23 protein-coding genes and 1 tRNA gene are annotated in these 21,182 nt (G+C 66.1%); 5 read left to right on the top strand and 19 right to left on the bottom strand.

Annotated features, from left to right (window positions below):
* Complete coding sequence (locus N911_RS0102715; protein WP_029894111.1) at positions 1–735, top strand: UPF0280 family protein; 735 nt, start codon at positions 1–3, stop codon at positions 733–735.
* 63 nt (positions 736–798) lie between these two features.
* Here N911_RS0102715 and dnaA read toward each other — a convergent pair whose 3' ends face one another.
* From dnaA to N911_RS0102680, 7 genes are all read right to left on the bottom strand, one after another.
* The gene (gene dnaA / locus N911_RS0102710; RefSeq protein ID WP_029894109.1) at positions 799–2,157 is read right to left on the bottom strand and encodes a chromosomal replication initiator protein DnaA; all 1,359 of its coding nucleotides are present in this window, start codon (positions 2,155–2,157) and stop codon (positions 799–801) included.
* Positions 2,158–2,616: 459 nt separating this feature from the next.
* Positions 2,617–3,273 (bottom strand): FAD-dependent thymidylate synthase, encoded by a 657-nt coding sequence (gene thyX / locus N911_RS0102705; RefSeq protein ID WP_029894107.1) that lies wholly within the window; start codon positions 3,271–3,273, stop codon positions 2,617–2,619.
* An 11-nt stretch (positions 3,274–3,284) separates the two neighbouring features.
* Positions 3,285–4,232 (bottom strand): Holliday junction branch migration DNA helicase RuvB, encoded by a 948-nt coding sequence (gene ruvB / locus N911_RS0102700; protein WP_029894105.1) that lies wholly within the window; start codon positions 4,230–4,232, stop codon positions 3,285–3,287.
* Complete coding sequence (gene ruvA, locus N911_RS0102695; RefSeq protein ID WP_029894103.1) at positions 4,229–4,837, bottom strand: Holliday junction branch migration protein RuvA; 609 nt, start codon at positions 4,835–4,837, stop codon at positions 4,229–4,231. The genes ruvB and ruvA overlap by 4 nt, the downstream gene beginning before the upstream one ends.
* On the bottom strand, positions 4,834–5,343 hold the full coding sequence (ruvC, locus tag N911_RS0102690; protein WP_029894101.1) for a crossover junction endodeoxyribonuclease RuvC: 510 nt from the start codon (positions 5,341–5,343) through the stop codon (positions 4,834–4,836). Before ruvC ends, ruvA begins: the two co-directional genes overlap by 4 nt.
* Positions 5,340–6,095: a YebC/PmpR family DNA-binding transcriptional regulator gene (locus N911_RS0102685; RefSeq protein WP_029894099.1), complete on the bottom strand. Its 756-nt coding sequence runs from the start codon at positions 6,093–6,095 to the stop codon at positions 5,340–5,342. The genes ruvC and N911_RS0102685 overlap by 4 nt, the downstream gene beginning before the upstream one ends.
* A 38-nt stretch (positions 6,096–6,133) precedes the next feature.
* Positions 6,134–6,730, bottom strand: coding sequence for an RlmE family RNA methyltransferase (locus N911_RS0102680; protein WP_029894097.1), 597 nt, complete (start codon positions 6,728–6,730; stop codon positions 6,134–6,136).
* A 59-nt stretch (positions 6,731–6,789) separates the two neighbouring features.
* On the opposite strand from N911_RS0102680, the gene N911_RS0102675 reads away from it, so the two are divergent.
* Together N911_RS0102675 and N911_RS0102670 are read left to right on the top strand one after the other, a co-directional pair.
* Positions 6,790–8,289, top strand: a complete 1,500-nt coding sequence (locus tag N911_RS0102675; RefSeq protein ID WP_029894095.1) for a glycosyltransferase family protein — start codon at positions 6,790–6,792, stop codon at positions 8,287–8,289.
* Between the two features lie 50 nt (positions 8,290–8,339).
* Positions 8,340–8,415: transfer RNA gene (locus tag N911_RS0102670), tRNA-Ala, on the top strand.
* 208 nt (positions 8,416–8,623) lie between these two features.
* Here N911_RS0102670 and N911_RS0102665 read toward each other — a convergent pair.
* From N911_RS0102665 to N911_RS0102655, 3 genes are all read right to left on the bottom strand, one after another.
* Positions 8,624–8,947, bottom strand: a complete 324-nt coding sequence (locus N911_RS0102665) for an Hpt domain-containing protein (protein WP_029894093.1) — start codon at positions 8,945–8,947, stop codon at positions 8,624–8,626.
* A 221-nt stretch (positions 8,948–9,168) separates the two neighbouring features.
* On the bottom strand, positions 9,169–10,233 hold the full coding sequence (locus N911_RS0102660; RefSeq protein ID WP_035104255.1) for a tetratricopeptide repeat protein: 1,065 nt from the start codon (positions 10,231–10,233) through the stop codon (positions 9,169–9,171).
* Between the two features lie 87 nt (positions 10,234–10,320).
* On the bottom strand, positions 10,321–11,082 hold the full coding sequence (locus tag N911_RS0102655; protein WP_029894089.1) for an HD domain-containing protein: 762 nt from the start codon (positions 11,080–11,082) through the stop codon (positions 10,321–10,323).
* Between the two features lie 122 nt (positions 11,083–11,204).
* On the opposite strand from N911_RS0102655, the gene N911_RS0102650 reads away from it, so the two are divergent.
* Together N911_RS0102650 and N911_RS0102645 are read left to right on the top strand one after the other, a co-directional pair.
* A complete protein-coding gene (locus tag N911_RS0102650) occupies positions 11,205–11,603 on the top strand; it encodes a response regulator (RefSeq protein ID WP_029894087.1) in 399 nt (132 codons plus the stop codon).
* Positions 11,604–11,749: 146 nt separating this feature from the next.
* Complete coding sequence (locus tag N911_RS0102645; protein ID WP_029894085.1) at positions 11,750–12,688, top strand: Tim44 domain-containing protein; 939 nt, start codon at positions 11,750–11,752, stop codon at positions 12,686–12,688.
* A 110-nt stretch (positions 12,689–12,798) separates the two neighbouring features.
* Here N911_RS0102645 and N911_RS0102640 read toward each other — a convergent pair whose 3' ends face one another.
* From N911_RS0102640 to N911_RS0102600, 9 genes are all read right to left on the bottom strand, one after another.
* Complete coding sequence (locus N911_RS0102640) at positions 12,799–13,884, bottom strand: glycosyltransferase family 4 protein (RefSeq protein WP_029894083.1); 1,086 nt, start codon at positions 13,882–13,884, stop codon at positions 12,799–12,801.
* Positions 13,885–13,886: 2 nt separating this feature from the next.
* Positions 13,887–14,840 carry an aminotransferase class IV gene (locus N911_RS0102635; protein ID WP_029894081.1) on the bottom strand — a complete coding sequence of 318 codons (954 nt, stop codon included), beginning with the start codon at positions 14,838–14,840 and terminating at the stop codon, positions 13,887–13,889.
* Positions 14,840–15,868, bottom strand: coding sequence for an aspartate-semialdehyde dehydrogenase (locus N911_RS0102630; RefSeq protein WP_029894079.1), 1,029 nt, complete (start codon positions 15,866–15,868; stop codon positions 14,840–14,842). Before N911_RS0102630 ends, N911_RS0102635 begins: the two co-directional genes overlap by 1 nt.
* An 8-nt stretch (positions 15,869–15,876) precedes the next feature.
* Positions 15,877–16,752 (bottom strand): methylenetetrahydrofolate reductase, encoded by an 876-nt coding sequence (locus N911_RS0102625; RefSeq protein ID WP_029894077.1) that lies wholly within the window; start codon positions 16,750–16,752, stop codon positions 15,877–15,879.
* The gene (locus tag N911_RS0102620; RefSeq protein WP_029894075.1) at positions 16,731–17,168 is read right to left on the bottom strand and encodes a (deoxy)nucleoside triphosphate pyrophosphohydrolase; all 438 of its coding nucleotides are present in this window, start codon (positions 17,166–17,168) and stop codon (positions 16,731–16,733) included. The genes N911_RS0102625 and N911_RS0102620 overlap by 22 nt, the downstream gene beginning before the upstream one ends.
* A 16-nt stretch (positions 17,169–17,184) precedes the next feature.
* Positions 17,185–17,508: a hypothetical protein gene (locus tag N911_RS0102615; protein WP_237559874.1), complete on the bottom strand. Its 324-nt coding sequence runs from the start codon at positions 17,506–17,508 to the stop codon at positions 17,185–17,187.
* A complete protein-coding gene (gene abc-f, locus N911_RS0102610) occupies positions 17,505–19,487 on the bottom strand; it encodes a ribosomal protection-like ABC-F family protein (protein ID WP_029894071.1) in 1,983 nt (660 codons plus the stop codon). Before abc-f ends, N911_RS0102615 begins: the two co-directional genes overlap by 4 nt.
* An 84-nt stretch (positions 19,488–19,571) precedes the next feature.
* On the bottom strand, positions 19,572–20,654 hold the full coding sequence (gene leuB, locus N911_RS0102605) for a 3-isopropylmalate dehydrogenase (RefSeq protein WP_029894069.1): 1,083 nt from the start codon (positions 20,652–20,654) through the stop codon (positions 19,572–19,574).
* Between the two features lie 24 nt (positions 20,655–20,678).
* Complete coding sequence (locus tag N911_RS0102600) at positions 20,679–21,173, bottom strand: 3-isopropylmalate dehydratase small subunit (protein WP_029894067.1); 495 nt, start codon at positions 21,171–21,173, stop codon at positions 20,679–20,681.
* Positions 21,174–21,182: the final 9 nt, after the last annotated feature.

Below are 21,182 nucleotides of genomic sequence, written 5' to 3'. Positions count from 1 at the left end.
GTGGCCCACCTCTCCCCCTTCCGCGACTACCGACTGCGCACCGCCGCCCGGGAGGACGAGGCCCGCTTTCAGGTGGTGGTGGGCCAGTCCGACCTGCTCATCGCGGCGCGTCAGGACTTGAGCGAAACCGCCTGGATAATCCTGTCCCGCCTGCGCGGGGAGATCGAGGCCTTTGGTAGCCTGCACCCACCTTTTCTGGAGAGCCTAACCCCGGTAGCCGCGCCGGACACCGCCCCGCGCATCGTTCGGCGCATGGCTCGGGCGGCCGGGGCTGTGGGCGTGGGGCCCATGGCCTCGGTGGCCGGAGCCGTGGCCCAAGGGGTGGCCGAGGAATTGGCCGACGCCAGCCCCGACGTCTTGGTGGAGAACGGCGGCGACCTTTTCATCCTGGGGAACAAACCCAGGCTGGTGGGACTGTTGGCCGAACCGGAATCCGGCATGCTGCTGGGCGTGGAACTGGACAGTGGCCCGGTCGCCTTCTGCTCATCCTCCGGCCGCATCGGCCACTCCCTGAGCCTGGGCCAGGGGGACCTGGTGACGGTCCGCTCCGAAGACGCCGCCCTGGCCGACGCCGCGGCCACCGCTCTGGCCAACCGCCTCAATTCGCCGGACGACCTGCGCCGGGTCACGGACCAAGCGGCCCGCTGGCGCTCCCTGGGCGTGCGGGGGGTTTTCGCCCAGTGCGGCGGCTCAATGGCCGTGTGGGGCGACATGGAACTGACCGCCCTGGGTTGACGAAAAAAGGCCGGCCCGCACGCGGCGGACCGGCCTTCGGCAATTTCTCCCGAAGCATCGCCCCTACATTTCCAGAAGATCCATGGCCCGTTCCAATTGGCGTCCGTGGGGCGTTTTCATGGATATTTCCCGCTCCACCTTGGTGATGCCCTTGAGCACGGTGGAATGGCGGCGATTGAACCGCTCGCCGATGTCCTTGAGGGAGAGGTCGGTATACTTTCGGGCCAGGAAAAAGGCCGTGTTGCGGGCCATGACGATACCCTGCTTGCGGCTTTTGGACTTGAGGTCCGAGGCGTTGAGCCGGAAGGTGGAGCAGACCGCCTTGACGATCTGGTCCATGTCCGGGGAGTTCGGCTCCATCTCGTAGTTGGAGAGGACCTGCATGGCCAGGTCCAGGGTGATGCGCTGGTTGAGCAGCTTGGCCTTGAGCACAAGATTCTGCAGGCAACTTTCCAGTTGCCGCACATCGGAACAGATGCGCTCGGCCATGAGGGAGGAGACTTCCTCGGGGATGGACACGCTGTGGTAGCGCAGGGCCTTCTGCTCCACGATGCGGATGCGGGTTTCCAGGTCCGGGTTCTCGATGTTGGCCAGGAAGCCGGAGCCCACACGTGAGGCGAGCTGGCGGTCCACACCGGAGAGCTCGCGCGGCAGGAAGGAGGAGGTGAATACCACCTTTGCCCCCCGCGACTGCAGCGCCTTGAGGGTGCACAGCAACTCGTCCTGGATCTTCTCCTTGCCCTGCAGGAAGTGGATGTCCTCCATAAGCAGCAGGTCCACGCTCTCGCGGAACTCGGATTTGAAACGGCCGATATCCCCCTGCTTGAGAGCAAGGACCATGCGGGTGGCGAACTCCTCGGCCGTGAGATAGCGCAGCCGTACTGTGGAGGTGTTGGCCGTGCGGGCCAGATGGTCGCCTATGGCCTGCAGCAGATGCGTCTTGCCCAGCCCCGGAGCCGAGCAGAGGAAAAGCTGGTCCGCCTCCAGCGACTGCTGGCAGACGCTTTGCGAGGCGGCGTGGGCCAGGGCGTTGGAGGGACCGACCACGAAGTCGTCGAAGGAGAAGCGCCAGTTCTGCCCGCCCCTGGCCGCCGGGGCTCTGTTTCTCGCGGGAGCGGACTGTCCCGAAGGAATGACGCGGGTGGCGGACTCCACCAGTTGACCCCCGCCGGACTTGGCGCGTGGCGCATCGGACGCCTTGACCTCGACCTCCGGATCGCCTCCCAAAACCTGGGCCGCCGCCTCCTTGATGGAGTCCAGCAGCCTGTCCCGCACCCAGCTGGCCACGAACCCGTTGGGCGCGGTCAGTGTCAGCTTGCCGTCCTGCAGATCGGCATCCAGGGGCTTGATCCAGACCTTGAACAGACCGGGGTTCAAACGTTTTTCGAGGAGCGTTTTTATGTGTGCCCAACCGTGTTTCATGGGCAAAGGTAAAACCATCCTTTGGGCCATACCGCAACGTGGGATATGCCCCGCAAAGCCGGGGGAGGCTCGGCTGGTTATCTACAGCATAAGCCTCTGCAAGAAATGACGATTTCAAAGAAAAAGGGGATTTGCCGCTTGCGATGGGGTCGGCTGTGAGGGGCTTGAGCCGTGCCTTCCCGGCGAGGTCAAGAAGGTCTTGCCGAACGGATCAAAAAAGTTTTCCACAAGACATGATACAAATTACTTCAAATTTCAAACCGAAAATGAAATTTTCGAACTTACGCACATTGATGCCCATGACATTTGTGTCAAGAAAAAACTCACCTCTTCCCGGAGAAAAACTGAACAACATGCCGACACAATTAGCTATTTCTCGATAAACGTTGACGGGCGAATACAAAGAAGCCGGCCCACGGGACCGGCTTCGGAGTCATTTGGTAGGAATAAAATTGGCGATCACGCGGGAATTTCGGCGCTCCCGCCCCCGAACCGCTCCCACAGGTCGCTGAAAAGCACCGGCAGGCGGCGGTGGAAATCGGCCAGTACCGGCAGCATGCTCTGCCGCATCTGCGGGTGTGAGGCCGTATCGCAGCGCAGGCGGAAGACGTGACGCCATTCGCGCAGGTTGGCGGTCATGACGATCTCGGTCTTGAGGGAGTTGGGCAGTACGCTGCGCGCCTCCTGCGCCTTGGCCCCGGCCTCGATGAGACCCAGGTAGGCCTTCTCCGCCGCCTCCATGGCCTCGCGCCAGAGCACGTAGCGGCGGTCGTCCTCCTCCCAGAAAAAGGGGCGGATTACGGTGATCTCGTTGCCGAACTTCTCCTTGGCGTAGTTGGCGTACCGGGTGGACTCCTGGGAGTAGGCCGCCAGCCGGTGGCGGACCAGCTCGTGGGTCACGCCCCTGTCGCAGATGAAGCGCACGCTGGCGTTGGCGTGCTCGATGACCGACTCGTGCCCCCGGGCCACGATGCGGCCGATGAACTCCTCGGCCGAGCCCTGGCTGATGCGGTCCTCGGACTTGTAGCAGACACGCCCGGCCAGCTCGAGCAGGCGCAGCATCTCGTGGGACTCGGGAAAATGCAGAATCTCGTATGACGGCTCGATGACGCGCACCGGATGCCTCCTTAGATCATGTTCATGTGCTGATAGGCCTTGGCCGTGGCCACGCGGCCGCGCGGGGTGCGCTTGATGAAGCCGGATTGGATGAGGAAGGGCTCGTAGATTTCCTCCAGGGTGCGCACCTCCTCGGAGAGCCCCACCGCCAGCGTCTTGATGCCCACCGGCCCGCCCTGGAACTGCTCGATGAGCATCTTCAGGATGGCCCGGTCCATCTGGTCCAGACCCAGGGGGTCCACGTCCAGCCGGTCCAGGGCGGCGGAAGCGGAATCCGCGTCCACCGACTCCCTTCCGTCAACGTGGGCGAAATCGCGCACACGGCGCAGGAGCCGGTTGGCGATGCGCGGCGTGCCGCGCGCCCGCGCCCCTATGGCCAGGGCGGCCTCGCGGGTCACCTCCAGGCCTATGATGGAGGCGGTGCGCTCCACCACGCGGGCCAAGTCATCGGGCTGGTAGAACTCCAGCCGCTGGATGACCCCGAACCGGTCGCGCAGGGGGGAGGACAGCAAGCCGATGCGGGTGGTGGCCCCCACCAGGGTGAAGGGTTCGATGCCGATGCGAACCGAGCGCGCCCCGGGTCCCTCGCCCACGATGATGTCGATGGTGAAATCCTCCAGGGCCGGATAGAGAACCTCCTCCACGGCCACGGGCATGCGGTGGACCTCGTCCACGAAAAGGATGTCGTGGCGGCCCAGATTGGAGAGGATGGCCGCCAAGTCGCGCGGGCGCTCCAGAACGGGCCCGGAGGTGGAGACTATGTTCACCCCAAGTTCCGAGGCCAGGATGCGGGCCAGGGTGGTCTTGCCCAGACCGGGGTTGCCGTAGAACAGGGTGTGGTCCAGGGGGCGGCTCCGCTCCCGGGCGGCGTGGAGAAAGACCTCCAGGTTGGCCCGCAGGTCGTCCTGGCCGATGAAGTCCGCCAGGCGCGCCGGCCGCAGGGAATCGTCCGCCTTCACTGAAACTTCTCCCTGGCCAGCGCCTTGAGGGCGGCCCGCAGCGCTCCGGCCACGTCCAGGTCGCCCTCCTCGGCCAGCACGGCCCGCACCGCCTCGGCCGCTTCGTCCTCGCCGTAGCCCAGGTTCACCAGTCCGGACACGGCGTCGCTGAACACTGTGCCCTCGGGCTTCTCCGCGCTCGGCTTGGCCCCGAACCCTTCGGCCTTGAGCTTGAACTGCAGCTCCAGAAGTATCTGCTGGCCGGTCTTGCGGCCTATGCCCGAGACCTTGGTCAGGGCGGTCAGATCCTCCTCCACGGCGATGCGGTGCAGCTCGGCCGGATCGTAGGCGTCCAGCAGCGCCTGGGCCTTGCGCGGGCCAAGCTTGGAGATGGAGATGAGCAGGCCAAAGACACTCCGCTCGGTGGCGCTTTCGAAGCCGTACAGGTCCAGGGCGTCCTCGCGCACCACAAGCCAGGTGTGGAAGGCGGCCTGTTCGCCCGAGGAAGGCAGGCTGGACAGGCTGCGGCCGGCGAGGTGCACTTCGTACCCCACACCGCCCGGGGTGAGCAGCACGCAGGAGCGTTCGCCACGGTGGGCGACTTCCCCGGAAAGGTAGGCGATCATGCCGTCTCCATCATCTTGGCCAGACGGCGCTGGTTGAGATGGCACACAGCCACGGCCAGGGCGTCGGAAGCGTCTTCGCGCCAATCGGGTTTGACCCCCAGCAGACGGCCCACCATGAAGGCCACCTGGGACTTGTCCGCCCGACCGGTGCCCACCAGGCTCTTCTTCACCAGGGAGGGCTGGTAGTGGGACACTCCCACTCCGGCCACGGCGCAGGCGGCCAGCGCCGCGCCCCGCGCCTGGCCCAGCTTGATGGCGGATTGGCTGTTCTTGGAGACGAAGACGTTCTCCACCGCGGCCTCGTCTGGGCGGTGGGCGGCGATGAGGTCCGCCAGTTCGGCGTAGATGCGGCCCAAACGCTGGCAGACGTCGCCGGAGCCCAGGGAGAGGACTCCGGCGTCAACCAAGGACAGGACACCGGACCGCTCGGCCACCAGACCCCAGCCGGTGAAGCGCGAGCCGGGGTCCAGCCCCAGCACCACCAGTTCCACGCCGCCGGCGCTCATGCCGAGGCTTCCATCTCCGCCAGCACTTCGTCGGGCAGTTCGAAGTTGGCCCAGACGTTCTGCACGTCGTCGTGCTCCTCAAGGGCCTCGACCAGGGCCATCAGCTTGCGGCCGGTCTCGGCGTCCACATCTATGGTGTTCTGCGGGATCATGGCGCTTCTGGCGGAATCCGGGTTGTGCCCGGATTCGTCAAAGGCGGCCTGCACCTGGGCGAAGTCCTCGAAGGGGCATCGCACCTCCCAGTACTCGCCCTGGTCGATGACGTCCTCGGCCCCGGCTTCCAGGGCGGCCTCCATCATGGCCTCCTCGTCCCACCCCTCCTTGGGGAAGGTGAACACGCCGAAGCGGTCGAACATCCAGGCCACCGAGCCGGATTCGCCCAGATTGCCGCCACGCTTGGAAAAAATGTGCCGGATATCGGCCACGGTGCGGTTTTTGTTGTCCGTGGCCGCCTCCGCCAGAAAGGCCGCCCCGCCGGGGCCGTAGCCCTCGTAGACGATTTCCTCGAGGGACTCGGCCTGCAACTCGCCGGTGCCCTTCTTGATGGCGGTCTCGATGCGGTCCTTGGGCAGGTTGACCTGCTTGGCGGACTGGATGGCGTTGCGCAGGCGGGGGTTGGAATCGGGGTCGCCTCCGCCCAGCCTGGCGGCCAGCATGATCTCCTTGGCCGCGCGGGTGAACATCTTGCCGCGCTTGGCGTCCTGCGCGCCCTTGCGCACGCGGATGTTGGCCCATTTGCTGTGTCCAGCCATATTCTTCGTCTCTCCTTCCTGGAAAATGAATACGGTCGTTACTTGCCGCCCGAGTACCCGAGCCCCACGACGAAGATTTCCTTGCTCTCGCCGCGCGAACTCTTGGGCTTGAAGGTCTTGACCGTCTTGAAACGGCTCCGCAGGGAATCCACGAAGCCTTTGGTGTCGGGGCCCTCGAAATTCTTGGCCACGAAATTTCCGCCTCCTATCAACACTTCCTCGGCCAAGGCAAGCGCCTGCTCGCAAAGGTTGTGGGAGCGCGCCTGGTCTGTGAACTTGTGGCCGGTGGTCTTGGGTGCCATGTCGCTGATGACCGCGCCGAAAGGCCCTATTTCCTCCATGGCCGCCCGCATCTCCTCACCTGGCTCGAAGGCGTCCGCCTGGATGAAGCGGGTGTTGTCCGGAAATCCGGTGTCCGCTTCAGTGAGGTCAACGGCCAGCACCTTGCCCTCCGGCCCCACCACCTTGGCGGCGTACAGGCTCCAGGAGCCCGGCGCGGCGCCAAGGTCCAACACGCGCATGCCCTTGGACAAGACCTTGAACCGTTTATTGATCTCTTGCAGTTTGTATACAGAGCGGGCAGGGTAATTATCCCGCTTGGCTTGCTGGAAGTAATGGTCGCGGTACTTCTTCATGGCCCTGCGGAGACTACCCCAAACCGCCCCCAGCGTACAGCCCGCCGCGCCGCCTTCCCATGCCGAAACGCCCCCAACGCGCACGAATACTCGACGAAACCGGACGGCTGAAAAGCCTGCCCGCTGGGGAGGACCAGTTCATCTCCCAGGGCACGGGCCACGGCATGCTGGTTCTCGGGCTTGGCCCGGAACCCGGGCTGTTGGCGGAGCTGCTGCCGGAGACCGGCGTTTCCTGGCTGGAGGCCCCGCAGTTCACGCAGCAGATGGGGAAGCAGTGGCGCGCGGCCATCCCCTCCGGCTGGCGGGAACTGACTCCGCAGGAGGCCATGGACCAGCTGGCATCCGGAGAACGGGGGCTGCTCTACACACCGGCCCCGCGCCTTTTCCCCTCCTTCTGGAGCCCGGTCCTGGCTGCGGCCAGCTTGCCCTCCCCGCCGGAGGAAACGTCACGCGAGGTCTGGATGCCCGCCCGCGAGGACGGCCTGCTGGTGCGGGAAATGGCCGATGCCTTCACCCAGGCGGGATACGAGGTGCGCCTGCTGGACCCGGCCGCCCTGCCCCGGAGGTTGCCCGCCCTCCTCCGGGAACGCGCCCCGGAACTGTTCTTCAGCATCAATTTCCTGGGCCTGGACTCCCTGGGAGAGACCCACCACCTGCTGCGCCGCGCCGGAACCTCCGTGGCCGCATGGTGCGTGGACAACCCCTTTCATCTACTCTCAAGCCTCCGCGCCTCTTTCTGGCGGGACCTGCTGCTCTGCGTCACCGACGACTGGTTCGCCTCCCCGCTGCTGGACCACGGCGCCGGGCAGGTACTGCACCTTCCCCTGGCCGCCTGGCCGAACATGTTCGAGAACCTGGACAGCGCGCCGAACCAGGGCGTTGACGGGCGGCTGGCCTTCGTGGGCCGCTCCTCCTTCCCGGACAAGAAGGGATTCTTCGCCGGGGTACGGCTCCCTCTGGATGACTGGACAGCGGCCCAGGAAAAAATAGCCCGTGGCAACCGTCCGGATTTCGGCTGGTGGGCCGAAAAGCTGAACACCGGCCAGCTGTGGCCGGGCAGACAGGCCAGGAACCCCGGCTACGGAGCGGAGGAATCGGGCCGCGCCTGGCGGGCCGCCTGCCTGCGGGCGGCAGCCGGGGAGACGCCTCTGACTGTGTTCGGCGATACCGGCTGGCGCGATGTCCTGCCGGAAGACACGGACTTTCGCGGGCCTGTGGATTATTACGGTCCGCTGGCGGCCATCTACGCCCAGGCGCAGGCGGTGCTGGGTTGCACCTCGCCCCTGCTTCCGTCCGGACTCACCCAGCGCCACTTCGACGTATGGGCCGCGGGGGGACTGCTGCTGTCCGACGCCACACCGGGGCTGTCTCTTTTTCCCGACGAACTGACCCGGGAGATCAGCTTCGCCCATCCCGGGCGCATCGGCGGCATGTTCCAGCGCTTCGAACACCGCCCCGTTGAACGGGCCGACCTCATCCGCGCCTGGCGGGAGCTGATTCTGGCTGAGCACACCTACGCCCACAGGGCGGCCACGGTGCTGGACTGCCTGGGCGGCTGACCCGGCCCCTTGACCTCGGCCGCGTTTACCATTAGGTAGCGGTTCTCTTTGGGGACGTAGCTCAGTTGGGAGAGCGCCGCCTTCGCAAGGCGGAAGTCGGGAGTTCAAGTCTCCTCGTCTCCACCAAAGATTTCAAGCCCTTGCGGTACAATGCCCGCGAGGGCTTTTCTTTTGTCCATACGAAATACGTGGCCAGGGGCGCACGCCGTTCCGAGACCCGCTCGCGCGCACGTGTGGTGTTGGACGCGCCGACAGCGTTCAGACTCCCGGCTACACGGCGGAAAAAGAGCCGCCCTTGGGAAAGGCGGCGGGGGAGAAGGGCTGTCCGGCCCGGCTATTCCTCGAAAAACTCCACCTGGACCGTGTCCAGGTAGGAGCGGACGTCGTCCATGATCTCTCGGATGATGGCTTCCTCATGCCCGTTGGAGGCGGCGGTTTCCATCTCGCCGCCCAGCGCGCCAAGGCCCTCGAACCCGTACCCCAGGCCCGATCCCTTGATGCTGTGGGCGATGCGCTGCACCTCGCCCAGGTCGCCCTGGCCGAGCGCTTTGTCTATGGCGTCCAGTTCCTTGCGCACGTTGGCATAGAACCTGGGCAGCAAGGGTTCGAGTTCCGGATCGATGAATTCCCTGGGGCCGTCGGGTGTGGTCTGGTCCATTGCTCGCGCTCCGTTCCTCGCGGGCGGTTTGGTTGCTGGTTTTTCTTTCTGCTACCCTCGCCGCGACCGTTTTGCAACGGTTTGGCGACATCCAGGGACGATTCGGCCGTCTTTTCCAACGGACCAAGCACTGCGGAAACAGCGCCTTCATCCCGCAAACGCCCGGACTCATCGCTTATCCCGCGCGCTTCAGTCCCACCGCGTTCTAGAAAGCGCCGCGCCTAGTCTTCGTCCACCAGCGCCCCGGGGCGGTCATCGTCCCCGGCCCCCTCCTGTGCGGGGGCGGCCCATTCCTGGCCCGCGAGGTTCGCGTACAGTTTGCGGGCCTCGGTGAAGCCGGGCTTGCGGCTGAGGGCTTCGCGCAGGCTGGTGAGGGTCTCCTCGATGTCGCCCATGAAATAGTGGGCCTTGGATTTGTTGTAGTAGACGTTCTCATCGTCCGGCGTGAGCTTGATGGCCTGTTTGTAGGCGTGAAGCGCCCCGGCGTGGTCCCCCTCCTTGCGCAGCTTCACTCCGAGGGTGTTGAAGGGGTTGGGCGCGTCGTTCTCGTACTTGAGGATCTCGATGAAGAGTTCCTTGGTCTCCTCCAGCCGATCGAACTCGGCGTGCACGTTGGCCGCCTGCATGAGGTACTTCTTGTAGTTCTCGTAGTCGCCCTTGGCCTTGTAGGCGTCGGCCAGCCCCTTGAAGGCCTCGGCGAAGAGGGTGTTGATTTTGACCGCTTTCTTGAAGGCGATGATGGCCTTGCCGTACTTGCGCTTGTAGAGGAACTGGCAGCCCATGTCGTAGTACTTCTGGGCCTCGTCCTGCTCGGAGATGATCTCCTCGTAGGCCTCGATGGCGTCGTCGAACTCGCCCATGCTGACCATGTTCCTGGCCTCCTCCAATTGGATTTCCTCGATCTCGTTGAAGGATTCCAGGTTGAGGGCCAGCCGCACGTGGCGTTCGAAGGTGTCCATGGAATAAGGCCGCAGGATGTAGCCGGCGCATCCCGCGGAGATGCAGTCCAGAACCTTGTTCTTGCGGTTCTCCATGGTCACCATGACCACGGGTATTTGCTTGAGGTTCATGTTCTGCCGCAGCAGTTTCAGAAACCGTACGCCGTCCATATCCTCGAGCTCGGTGTCGCAGAGGATGAGGCCCGCGCTGTTGTGGGTGAGAAAGTCGAAGGCGTCGGAGCCCTTGAGGAAGTGCTTCACGGTCTCCGCGCCGAAGCCCTGGATGGACTGCCGGTCGCGCTTGCCGTGCAGTTCGCTGCGTGTGAGAATGAGTACGGTGTCCAGCATGAATTTCCTCGCCGCCCGACGGCCCTTCCTGGACAGTAGGCCGGGGGACCCCGCCTTGACAAGGCGGCGCTCGCTCCGCCCGTCCGCTTATCCCTCTTCCCGCAGGGCGGCGCGAAGCGATTCGCCCAGCCGCTCCACCTCCTTCCCCGGAGGAAGCCCAGCCAGAAGCCGCTCCAGGTGGCCCTTTTCCACGTAGGCGCGACGCGCGCGACCGGTATTGAGGTCGTGCACCCAGGAAAGCAGCAGCAACCGGAAATCGTTGCGATAGCGCATACGGGTGTAGTCGGCCAGTTCCCCGGCGGCCACACGCTCCAGCATTTCGCGGGTATAGGTCTCTGGTTCGTCCGCCAGCCCCAGGTTGACCACGTTCGCGGCCTCCCCCGTTGACTCCAGCCGCTCCAGCATCACCCGGCAGATGTCCAGCTTGTCCGCGTCGCGCACCATGCGCAGGCAGGCGTCGATGCCCAGCGGCAGGCCCTTGGGAGGAAAACGGCGGTTGTGCATGGCCACCGAGGCCAGCACAGCGCGGCGTTCGCCCGGCGGCAGTTCCGCCAGCAGTCCGCCCCGCTGCAGGGCCCGTACCGAGAGGGTGGCGTGGTTGGCGGAATCCGGGTCGGAGAAAGTGCCCCACTCCACGTACTGGGGAAAGCGGCCAAGATCGTGGTACAGGGCGGCCAGCAGGGGCACCCGGGCGGGGAGATTCGCGCGGCGAAGCCACTCCCCCTCCTCGGCCACGATGTCCTCGGCCTCAGCCAGCACCCGCAGGGAATGGTCGAGCTTGATGCGCAGCGGCTCGGGGTCCGCGCCGCGTTCCATGTATTCGGCCACCGCCTCATGGAAGCGGCGCACGTGGTCGACCGGCCCCTCCCGGACGGATGATGATAATTCGCGGCCCACTAAGCCTCCCGCCTTGATTTCACGCCAAAATACTCTAAGAATGGCGGCTGATCTATTCGCAACATGGAGGATTCATGCGCGCCCTCATCGTGGAAGACGACTTCACGTCCCGCAAGCTCTTGCAGAAAATACTGGCCCCCTACGCCGAATGCGACATCGCGGTCAACGGCCAGGAATCCGTGGAGGCCTTCCGCATGGCCCTGGACGAGGGCAGGCCCTACGATCTCATCACCATGGACATCATGATGCCGGAGATGGACGGGCAACAGGCGCTCAAGGAAATCCGGCAGATCGAAAAGGACCGCGGCATCCGTGGCTCCGACGAGGTCAAGGTGGTCATGACCACCGCCCTGGACGACCCCAAGAACGTGGTCGAGGCCTACTACAAGGGCGGGGCCACCTCCTACATCCCCAAGCCCATCGACAAACACATGTTTCTGCACCTGCTGCGCAACCTGGGGCTCGTGGAGTAGGTCCCCGGAGCGGACTCCCCACCAAAACGATCGGATTCCGGCGTTCTCCTCTTTACACCGGCGCGGTCCGGTTATACCTCTCACTTCGTGCCCGCGTTATCCGGCAACGCGGGTTCCGGCAACGCACTGTAGACAAAGGACATTCAATGCCCCGTCTTCTCAGTCTTTTCTGCATCGGCCTCATGCTCTTCGGAACGCTGGCCGTGGTCATGCCCGAGGACGCCGAAGCCAAACGCTTCGGCGGAGGACGCTCCTTCGGCTCCCGTTCGCTGTTCAAGAGCCCGGCCCAGAAGCCCGGCCCCAGCCAATCCGTCAACCGCCAGTCCGCGACCCGGCAACAACAGGGCGCGGCCAACCCCGGCATGCGCCGTTCGCCCATGGGCGGCCTGTTCGGCGGCCTGCTGGCCGGCACCCTGCTCGGCAGTCTCTTCATGGGCATGCCCTTCGGCGGCTTCGGCATGATGGACCTGCTGTTCATCGTGCTCATTTTCTGGATCGGCATGCGCGTCCTGGGGGCCATGCGCGGCAAGCAGCGACAGCCCAGCGGCCACGGCTCCGGCATGGATTCCGGCCCGCCTTCAGGCGGCGGCCAGCACCAGCGCGCCGAGCAGATGTGGGAACGCTTCCAGGGCGGACAGCGCTCCGGCCACGGCCCCGGCCCGGCCGCGCGCGACCTGGAGGACGAACCCGAGGACCAGAAGGTTGAGACGCCCGAGGGCTTCGACGCCGAAGAATTCCTGCGCGGCGCCAAGATAGTCTATACCCGGCTGCAGACGGCCTGGGACAACCGCGACTTGGACGACATCCGGCAGTTCTGCACCGAGGCGGTGGCCGACGAAATCGCCCGCCAAGCTGAGGATGACCCGGAGCCGAGCAAGACCGAGGTGCTCGTTCTGGAGGCCCGCCTGCTGGAAGCCAAGCGCGAGAACGGACGCACCACGGCCACGGTCTACTACGAGGCCACCCTTCGCGAGGACTCCGCCGCCCAGGCCCCGGAACAGGCCCGCGAGGTCTGGCACTTCGTGCGCGACGAGACGGACGGGGACTCCTCCTGGAAGCTGGACGGCATCCAGCAGGTGCAGTAGCGCTCCGCCCATACACCAACGGCTTCACAGGGCCGCCGCGTTCGCGCGGCGGCCTTTTTCTTTGCGGAAGGTTCGGGGAGGAAGCACCCCGATCGCCTTGGACCGATACCTTAGGGCGTGACGTAGAGGCTGTCGTAGAGGGCAAGATATTTGCCGCCCATGACCCGGTCGGTATATTCCCGCACGCGCTCCGAGCCCTTGGAGGCCAGCCTTCCGGCCAGCTCCGGCTCACGCAGGACGCGGGCAAGGGCCTGGGCCAGGGAGTCGGCGTCGCCGCGCCGGGACACCAGGCCGCTTTTGCCGTGCTCCACAAGCTCCAGAAAGGACGGCAGGTCCGAGACCACCACGGGCACCCGCGTGGCCCACCCCTCCTTGACCACGCCGGACGAGCCCTCGCCGTCCAGCGAAGGGGCGGCCAGCACGTCAAAATGCGGCAGCAATCCGCGCGAGTCCTTGCGCCCCAGAAAGGAAACCCGCTCGGACAGGCCCAGTTCACCGGCAAGCCTCTCCAACTCGCCGCGCAGCGGGCCGTCGCCAACGATCATGGCCTTCCAGGCGGGCAAATCCTCACGCTCCGACAGTTTGGCCAGGGCGCGCAGCAGGGTCCCGCAGCCCTTCTGCCGGGTCAGCGCGCCGATGAAGCCGATGGTCAGACGCCCTCCGGCGCGCCTGGCGGAGGGATCGCGCGGAGCGTAGCGGGAAAGATCGATGCCGGAGTGAATGACCTCCAGGTCCGCCTCCTCCACGCCGCAGGCATGCATGGCATCGCGGATCTCGGCCGAGACGCAAACCACCCGTTCGCCCCAGGTGTACTTCTGGCACCCCCACCAGCCCTTGGGCGGGTAGGAGACGCGGCGGGTGTGGATGAGCCGCAGCCGCGAACGGGCCAGCATGCGCAGGATGGCCGCCAGACCGGCGGAGCGGGCGCAGTGGGTGTTGACCAAGTGTGTCTCCGCGCCCTCGTCCAGCAGTTTGGCCAGGGCGCGGAAGCTGGATGGGGAGAACTCCCGGTGGGTGGGCAAGACCAGTGTGCGGATGCCCATCCCCTCGGCCTCCGCCAGAAGCGGAGCCCCGCGCGGGGCGGCCACCACCGGGGTGAAGCGGCCGCCCTCGCGCAGGTGCCGGGCCAGATAGAATACCTGCCGCTGGCCGCCGCGCATCTCGCGGCCCAGATCGAGCTGCACGGCCAGGGGCATGGTCAGCCCCTGGGCAGTGGGATGCCGTTCTCCTGCAGATCGGCCCGCAGCAACTCGCGCATGCGTTTAGCCACGGGTCCGGGGCGGACGTCGTGGATGGGCCGGTCGTTGTAGCGGACGATGGAGACGGCATCCGCGGTGGTGCCCACCACGATCAGCTCACGGGCGTCGTACAGTTCGTCCTCGCGAATCTTGCGGTGGGCTATGGGGTGTTCGGGATCGATGAGTTCCAGCGCGCGGCGCAGGGTGGTGCCGGGCAAACAGTTGTCGAATTCCGGCACAACGATGGTCCCGGCGCGGTCCACCAAACAGATGTTCTCCACCGCGCCCTCGGCCAGGAAGCCGTATTCGTCGAAGCAGATAGGGAAGTCGTAGCCCTTCTCCATCGCCTCGCGCTTCATGAGCATGTTGGGCAGATAGTCGATGGACTTGATGGTGGCCAAGTAGCTCTGCTTGGCCGGGATGGTGGTGCGGAAGGCGGTGGTGCCCTGCTCGTACGCCTCCTCCGGCTTGGGCTTGAAGCGGTAGGCCGCCACGTACAACGACGGCGTGGGGCACTCCATGACGTCGATACCGAAGCCGCCGGGCCCACGGCCCAGCAGCACGCGCACCATGCCGTCCCCGGTCCCCGCGGCCGCGGCGGTTTCCAGGATGATCTCCCGCAGCTTGTCGTCCGGCACCGGCGGGGCCAGATGGATTGCCCGGGCCGAGTGCTTCATGCGGCGCAGGTGCGGCTCCAGCTGGTACAGCTTGCCGTCGATCCACTTCATGGTCTCGAAAACGCCGTCGCCCCGGTGGACCAGATGGTCGTCCCAGAGCATGAGCAGCAGCCGGGGGTCGGTGCCGATGACCCCCAGCCGGTGCTCGTAGAAGGCCAGCATCTTGTCCGCGCCGGGCCGGTGCGCGCCGCGTAGCCGCTGGACGTATTCGTCGCTGTCGACGACGGGGATGGCCATTAGAGCACCCGCACCAAGTTGCGTTCGATGAGGGTCTCGGCGATCTGCACCGTGTTCAGGGCCGCGCCCTTGCGGATGTTGTCCGAGACGATCCACATGTTCAGGCCGTTCTCGATGGTATCGTCCACGCGGATGCGGCCCACGAACACGTCGTCCTGCCCGGCGCACTCCACCGGCATGGGGTAGACGTTCTCAGAAGGGTTGTCGAAGACGGTCACGCCGGGGGCCTGGGCCAGAATGCCACGCGCCTGTGCGGAGGTCAGCTTCTTGGCGGTCTCGATGTTGACCGACTCGGAATGGCCGAAGAAAACCGGCACGCGCACCGTGGTGGCCGTTACCTTCACCGACTCGTCGCCCATAATCTTCACGGTCTCGTTGACCATCTTCATCTCTTCCTTGGTGTACTCGTTCTCAAGGAAGGAATCGATGTGGGGCAGGCAGTTGAAGGCGATCTGGTGGGGATAGACCTCGGACTCCGCCTCCTGGCCGCTCATGAGCCGCCTCACCTGGTTCTCCAGCTCCACCATGGCCTTTTGGCCCGAGCCGGACACCGCCTGGTAGGTGGAGACAACCACGCGCTTGATGGTGGCTTCGTCATGCAGGGGCTTGAGCGCCACCACCATCTGGATGGTGGAGCAGTTGGGGTTGGCGATGATCCCCTTGTGCCAGTCGAGGTCGTGGGGGTTGACCTCGGGCACCACCAGCGGGGTGTCGTCGTCCATGCGCCAGGCGGAGGAGTTGTCCACCACAACGCAGCCCGCGCGGGCGGCGATGGGGGCGAACTTCTCGGAAGTGGAGCCACCGGCGGAGAAGAGCGCCAGATCGAAGCCCTCGAAGGAATCCTCGGTCAGTTCTTGCACCTGGATTTCGCCGCCCTTGTAGGGCAGCTTCATGCCCGCGGAGCGGGCGGAGGCCATGGGAACCACCTCCGAGGCGGGGAAGTCCCTCGCTTCCAGGGTCTTGAGCATTTCGCGGCCCACCGCGCCGGTGGCGCCGACCACGGCCACGCGGAATCGCACGTCGGACATACGGCCTCCTAGGCCAGGTTCAGGTTGTCGACTATTTCAAGGCAGGCGTCCGCCTTGTTCAGCGTATACAAATGCACTCCGGGCGCGCCGCCCTCGATGAGCCGCCGGGACTGCTCCGTGGCGAAGCGGATGCCCAGCTCGCGCACCGCAGCGTTGCCGCCCTTCTCATGGGCCTCCTCCAGCTCCAGGTAGAACTTACCGGGGATGGAGGCACCGCACATGGTCAGGATGAAGCGGATGGACTGCAGGCTCATGATGGGCAGCACGCCGGGCACCACCGGCACGTCCACGCCCATCCCCTTGAGCCGCTCCACATGGTCGAAGTACAGCCTGGGGTCGAAAAAGAGTTGGGTGATGAAGAACCCGGCACCGCGCTCGGCCTTGACCTTGCTCCAGTACAGGTCCTTGGCGAAGGACGGGGACTGGGGGTGCGCCTCGGGATAGGTGGCCGCGCCCAGGCCCATGTCGGGGTGGCGCTGGCGTACGAAGTCGATGAGGTCGGTGGCGTGCTGGAACCGCTCGTTGTCCGGCTTGAAGTCGGTCATGCCCCGAGGCGGGTCGCCGCGCAGGGCCAGCACGTTATCCAGGTCGTTGTCGCGGAGCTGGTTCAGAAAGTCGCCGATCTTCTTTTCGGAAGCGCCCACCGTGGTCAGGTGCACCAGGGGCTCGAAGCCGGTCTGCGCCTTGAGCCGGGAGGCGATCTCCAGGGTGTTGTCCTGGGTGGAGCCGCCCGCGCCGTAGGTCACGGAAGCGAACAGCGGCTTGGCCGCCTTGAGCTTGTCCGCCTCCTTGAAGAAATCAGGCCAGGCCTCGCGCTCCTTGGGGGGGAAGAACTCCAGGGACACGAAGGGCTTCCGCTGGTTCATCTGCTCTGTGATACGCATGGGTCGTCTCCTTGGGCCCGTGGCTGCATGAGATCGGCCAGGACGGGTTCGTCGGCCGGAAGGAAATCCAGGGTGCAGGCCTCGCCCGGCATGATCCAGGCCATTTCCTGCCCTTCCCTGGCGACGGGGTCCCCGGACGGCTCGCAGGCGTGGTAGAACAGCAGGCGGACCTTCAACCCGCCGTAATCATGGCGGACCTCCCGCCAGAAGCGGCAGCGTCCGCAGGCCAAGCCAAGCTCCTCGTCCAACTCGCGGGCCAGGGCCGCACGCGGCGCCTCGCCCGGTTCCACTTTCCCGCCCGGGAATTCCCAGTAGCCGGCCATGCGCGCCCCGGGGGGCCTGCGCACTGCCAGGAAGCGGCCCTCCCGCCAGATGACGGCGGCAACCACGTCGAGCCAGCCACGGTCCTGCGGCAAAACAGATCTCCCGGCCTCAGTTGGGCCGCACGTGCTCCATGACGTTGTCCAGATCGAAGGTCCGGGAGTCGTAGCCCCCGGGCCGGAGCGCGTAGCGGGTGATCTGCCACTGGTGGTTGTCGATGACGTCCAGGCCGCCCCGTCCGTCGGGGCCAAGGCGGGACGTCAGTCTGTCCAGGGCCTCTTCCACATCGACCCACGGGCCTTCATGGTCGATGTCCAGAACGGAATTACTAAAGGACAGGTTCTCAAATGGCAACTCGGTCTTCAATTTGGCGAAGTCCTCCTCGGTCAAACCAAAGACAGTACCGTATATGCGGAACTCGGTGATGTTCCTCACGCCTCGCCCTCCAGCAATTGCCGTTTGCGTTCCTCAAGCCCGGCTATCTCGGTTTCCAGCCCGGCCATTTCCTCGAAGATGCGCTCCTCGCGCTCCTGGAGGTTTTCATATTCCTTGCTCATGCGCAAAAAGGCCTCCTGGTCCGCGCAGGACGAGGGCTCGGCCATGATGGCCTCCAGCTCGGACTGGCGGTTGGCCACTTCCTCCAGCTCGGCCTCCAGCTTCTGAAAGCGGTCCTTGCGCGGGGTAAGCTCTTTGGACACCTCCGCCCTGGCCTCGGCCCGGCGGCGGCGCTCCTCCTTGCCCTGCTTGCCCGGCTTGGCGCGGGGCTTTTCCTCGACCTCCGCCTTGGGGGCGGGGCAGGCCGGGGCCTCCTTCTCCGCCTTGCGGCAGCGCTCGTATTCCTCGAAGCCGCCGAGATGCACGGCCAGCCCGTCCGTGGACAGGGCCCAGACCTCCTCGGCCACCTCGCGCAGCAGGTAGCGGTCGTGCGCCACCAGCAGCATGGTGCCGGGGAAGGCGCGCAGGGCCTCCACCAGGGCTTCGCGGCTTTCCAGGTCCAGGTGGTTGGTGGGCTCGTCCAAGACCAGGAAGTTGCAGCGCCCCATGAACAGCCCGGCCAGGGCCAGACGGCTTTTCTCGCCGCCGGACAGCCGGGACACGGGGCGGTCGAAGTACTCCTCGCCCAGCAGGAACAGCCCCAGCACCGAACGAAGCTCCTCCTCGGTGGCCTTGGGCCCGGCCATGCTCCGCATCTCGCCGACCACGGTGCGGGTCTGGTTCAGGGCCTCGGCCTGGTGCTGGGAGAAAAAGCCCAGTTTGGTCTTGCGTCCCAGCTCGGCCACGCCGGAGGTTGGCTTCTGGTCGCCGGTAAGCACCTTGAGCAGGCTGGACTTGCCCGCGCCGTTGGGCGCGGCCAGGGCCACCCGCTGCCCCCGGTAGATCTGGAAGGTCAGGGGGCCGCGCCACAGCGGCCCCTGGCCGAAGTCCAGGCTGACTCCCTCGGCCCGGGCCACCACCTTCTCCGGCCGCTCGGGCTCGGGCAGGCTGAAGGACAGGGTGCGGCGGGAGGCTGGAGCGGACAAATCCTCCAGCTCCTCCTGCATCTTCTCCACCTTCTTCAGCTTGGACTGCGCCTGGGCCGCCTTGCGCGCCTTGACCCGGAAGCGGGAGATGTAGGTCATGTGGCGGTCGATGGCCGCCTCGATCTTCGCCGCCTGCCGCTCGCGCACCATGTCGCGTTCGGCCGCCCAGTCCAGGTAGTGGGAGAAGTTGCCTTTGCGTAGCACCGGCCCGCCGGTCTCCAGGGCCAGGACGTGTGTGGCCACGTTGTCCAGAAAGACGCGGTCGTGGGCCACGAAGACCAGCGCGCCGTCGAAGCTCTTGAGGTATTCCTCCAGCCACTCCACGGCTTCCAGGTCCAGGTGGTTGGTGGGCTCGTCCAAGAGCAGCACCCGGTCGCCCTGCAGGATGACCCGGGCCAGCTTGGCCCGCTCACGCCAGCCGCCGCTGAACTCCCCCAGCCCGCGCTGGAAGTCTGCCTCCTCGAAGCCCAGCCCCATGAGCACGCTCTCGGCCTTGTGCTCCGGGTTGTAGCCGGAGCTGGCCTCAAGCTCCGCCTGCTCCGCGCCCAGCCGTTTCAGGGCGGCCTCGTCGCCGTCCGCCACGGCCCGCTCCCAGCGGCTCCAGAAGTCTGACCAGGAAGGGAACACCGACAGCACCCAGTTCAGCAGCGGGGTGTCCAGGTCGGCCTTTCCCATCTCCTGGGCGGCGTAGCCAACGCCCTCGCGGCCGGTGCGCACCTCGCCCCTGTCGGCCTCGGCCTCCCCGGCCAGAATGCGCAGCAGGGTGGACTTGCCCGAGCCGTTGGGGCCGACCACGGCCAGCCGCGCGCCCTCGGGCACATCGAAGGAAAGGGCCGCGAAGATATCGCGGCCCCCGAATGATTTATGCAGCTCGCGGACGCTAACGCCGCCCATGTTCAGTCCTCGCGGGTGAAGCCTTGTCCCGGTCACGGAGCGGCCGCACCGCCCCGCCGGGAGTGCGCCCGCCTCGGCGGGCGGTTATTCCTTGCCTAGCCGCTCCAGGGCCAGGCGGCCCATCTCGGCGCAGCCCACCTGTGTGGCGCCTTCTTCCATGATGTCCAGGGTGCGGTACCCCTCGCGCAACACGGCCTGCACCGCACGCTCCACGGTCTTGGCCGCGTCGGCCCGCTCCAGGGAGTAGCGCAGCAGCATGGCCACGGAGAGGATGGCGGCCAGGGGGTTGGCCTTGTCCTCGCCCGCGATGTCCGGGGCGGAGCCGTGGATGGGCTCGTACAGCCCGGGGTTGTGGCGGCCCAGGGAGGCCGAGGGCAGCATGCCGATGGAGCCGGTGATGACCGCGGCCTCGTCGGAGAGGATGTCGCCGAAGAGGTTGGAAGTGACCACCACGTCGAACTGGGAGGGGTCGCGCACCAACTGCATGGCGGCGTTGTCCACGTACATGTGGCTCAACTCCACCTCGGGGTATTCCTTGGCGGTCTCGGTGACCACGTCGCGCCACAACTGGGAGACCTCCAGCACGTTGGCCTTGTCCACGCTGCACAGGCGCTTGCCTCGCTTCATGGCCGTCTCGAAGGCCACGCGGGCGATGCGGCGGACCTCCGACTCGGTGTAGATCATGGTGTTGTAGGCCACGCGCTCGCCGTTGCGGATCTCCTCGCCCTTGGGCTTGCCAAAGTAGATGCCGCCGGTCAGCTCGCGCACCACCATGATGTCCAGCCCCTGGCCCACGATGTCCGGGCGCAGAAGGCAGGCGTGCTGCAACTCCGGGAAGAGCTGCGCGGGGCGGAGGTTGGCGAAGAGCTTCAGTTCCTTGCGGATGCCCAGAAGCCCCCGCTCGGGACGCTTGGCCTTGTCGATGTTGTCCCACTTGGGACCGCCCACCGCGCCCAGCAGCACGGCGTCCGAGTCCTGGCAGGCCTCCACCGTGGCCTGTGGGAGCGGGGTGCCGTCGGCGTCTATGGCCTCGCCGCCCAGCCGGGCGCGTTGCAGGCGCAGGTCCAGGCCGTAGAGTTCGTCCACCCGGGACAGGATCAGTTCCGCCTGGGCGGTGATCTCCGGGCCGATGCCGTCGCCCGGCAGGATGGTGATGGTATTGGCCATGTGCTCGTCTCTCCCTTGGCTCGCTTAGGCCGCCAGCCGCGCCTTGACGTATTCCACAAGGCCGCCCTTGTCCAGGATGTCGCGCATGAAGGGCGGCACCGGCTTGGCGGCTATTTCCACGCCGGCGGTTTCGTCAATAACAGCGCCGTTGGCCGCGTCAACCTGAAGGCGGTCGCCGTCGGCGATTTTTTCCACCTCCGGGCCGATCTCCACCAGGGTAAGCCCCATGTTGAAGCCGTTGCGGTAGAAGATGCGGGCGAAGCTGTGGGCCACCACCACCTTGATGCCCGCCCCCAGGATGGCCAGAGGGGCGTGCTCGCGGGAGGAGCCGCAGCCGAAGTTCTCTCCGGCCACCAGGATGTCGCCCTCGTCAATGCGCTGAATCCAGCCGGGCTCCAGCCCTTCCATGCAGTTTTTGCCCAGCTCCAGGGGATCGGTGCTCACCAGGAAGCGGGCCGGGATGATGGCGTCGGTGTCGATGTGCGCCCCGACCTTGTGGGCGCGTCCGCTGAATATCATGTCCTCGCT

This window comes from Desulfohalovibrio reitneri (assembly GCF_000711295.1).
GTDB classification, from domain to species: Bacteria; Desulfobacterota; Desulfovibrionia; order Desulfovibrionales; family Desulfovibrionaceae; genus Desulfohalovibrio; species Desulfohalovibrio reitneri.
Note: the sequence above shows the minus strand (reverse complement) of the source record. Positions and strands in the feature narration are given on the sequence as shown.

Coding starts and splice junctions, on each gene's coding strand:
- dnaA (WP_029894109.1), bottom strand. CDS start 2,157: ATGAAACACGGTTGGGCACACATAAAAACGCTCCTCGAAAAACGTTTG.
- ruvA (WP_029894103.1), bottom strand. CDS start 4,837: ATGATCGCCTACCTTTCCGGGGAAGTCGCCCACCGTGGCGAACGCTCC.
- ruvC (WP_029894101.1), bottom strand. CDS start 5,343: ATGAGCGCCGGCGGCGTGGAACTGGTGGTGCTGGGGCTGGACCCCGGC.
- N911_RS0102685 (WP_029894099.1), bottom strand. CDS start 6,095: ATGGCTGGACACAGCAAATGGGCCAACATCCGCGTGCGCAAGGGCGCG.
- N911_RS0102680 (WP_029894097.1), bottom strand. CDS start 6,730: ATGAAGAAGTACCGCGACCATTACTTCCAGCAAGCCAAGCGGGATAAT.
- N911_RS0102675 (WP_029894095.1), top strand. CDS start 6,790: ATGCCGAAACGCCCCCAACGCGCACGAATACTCGACGAAACCGGACGG.
- N911_RS0102665 (WP_029894093.1), bottom strand. CDS start 8,947: ATGGACCAGACCACACCCGACGGCCCCAGGGAATTCATCGATCCGGAA.
- N911_RS0102660 (WP_035104255.1), bottom strand. CDS start 10,233: ATGCTGGACACCGTACTCATTCTCACACGCAGCGAACTGCACGGCAAG.
- N911_RS0102650 (WP_029894087.1), top strand. CDS start 11,205: ATGCGCGCCCTCATCGTGGAAGACGACTTCACGTCCCGCAAGCTCTTG.
- N911_RS0102645 (WP_029894085.1), top strand. CDS start 11,750: ATGCCCCGTCTTCTCAGTCTTTTCTGCATCGGCCTCATGCTCTTCGGA.
- N911_RS0102640 (WP_029894083.1), bottom strand. CDS start 13,884: ATGCCCCTGGCCGTGCAGCTCGATCTGGGCCGCGAGATGCGCGGCGGC.
- N911_RS0102635 (WP_029894081.1), bottom strand. CDS start 14,840: ATGGCCATCCCCGTCGTCGACAGCGACGAATACGTCCAGCGGCTACGC.
- N911_RS0102630 (WP_029894079.1), bottom strand. CDS start 15,868: ATGTCCGACGTGCGATTCCGCGTGGCCGTGGTCGGCGCCACCGGCGCG.
- N911_RS0102625 (WP_029894077.1), bottom strand. CDS start 16,752: ATGCGTATCACAGAGCAGATGAACCAGCGGAAGCCCTTCGTGTCCCTG.
- abc-f (WP_029894071.1), bottom strand. CDS start 19,487: ATGGGCGGCGTTAGCGTCCGCGAGCTGCATAAATCATTCGGGGGCCGC.
- leuB (WP_029894069.1), bottom strand. CDS start 20,654: ATGGCCAATACCATCACCATCCTGCCGGGCGACGGCATCGGCCCGGAG.
- N911_RS0102600 (WP_029894067.1), bottom strand. CDS start 21,173: ATGATATTCAGCGGACGCGCCCACAAGGTCGGGGCGCACATCGACACC.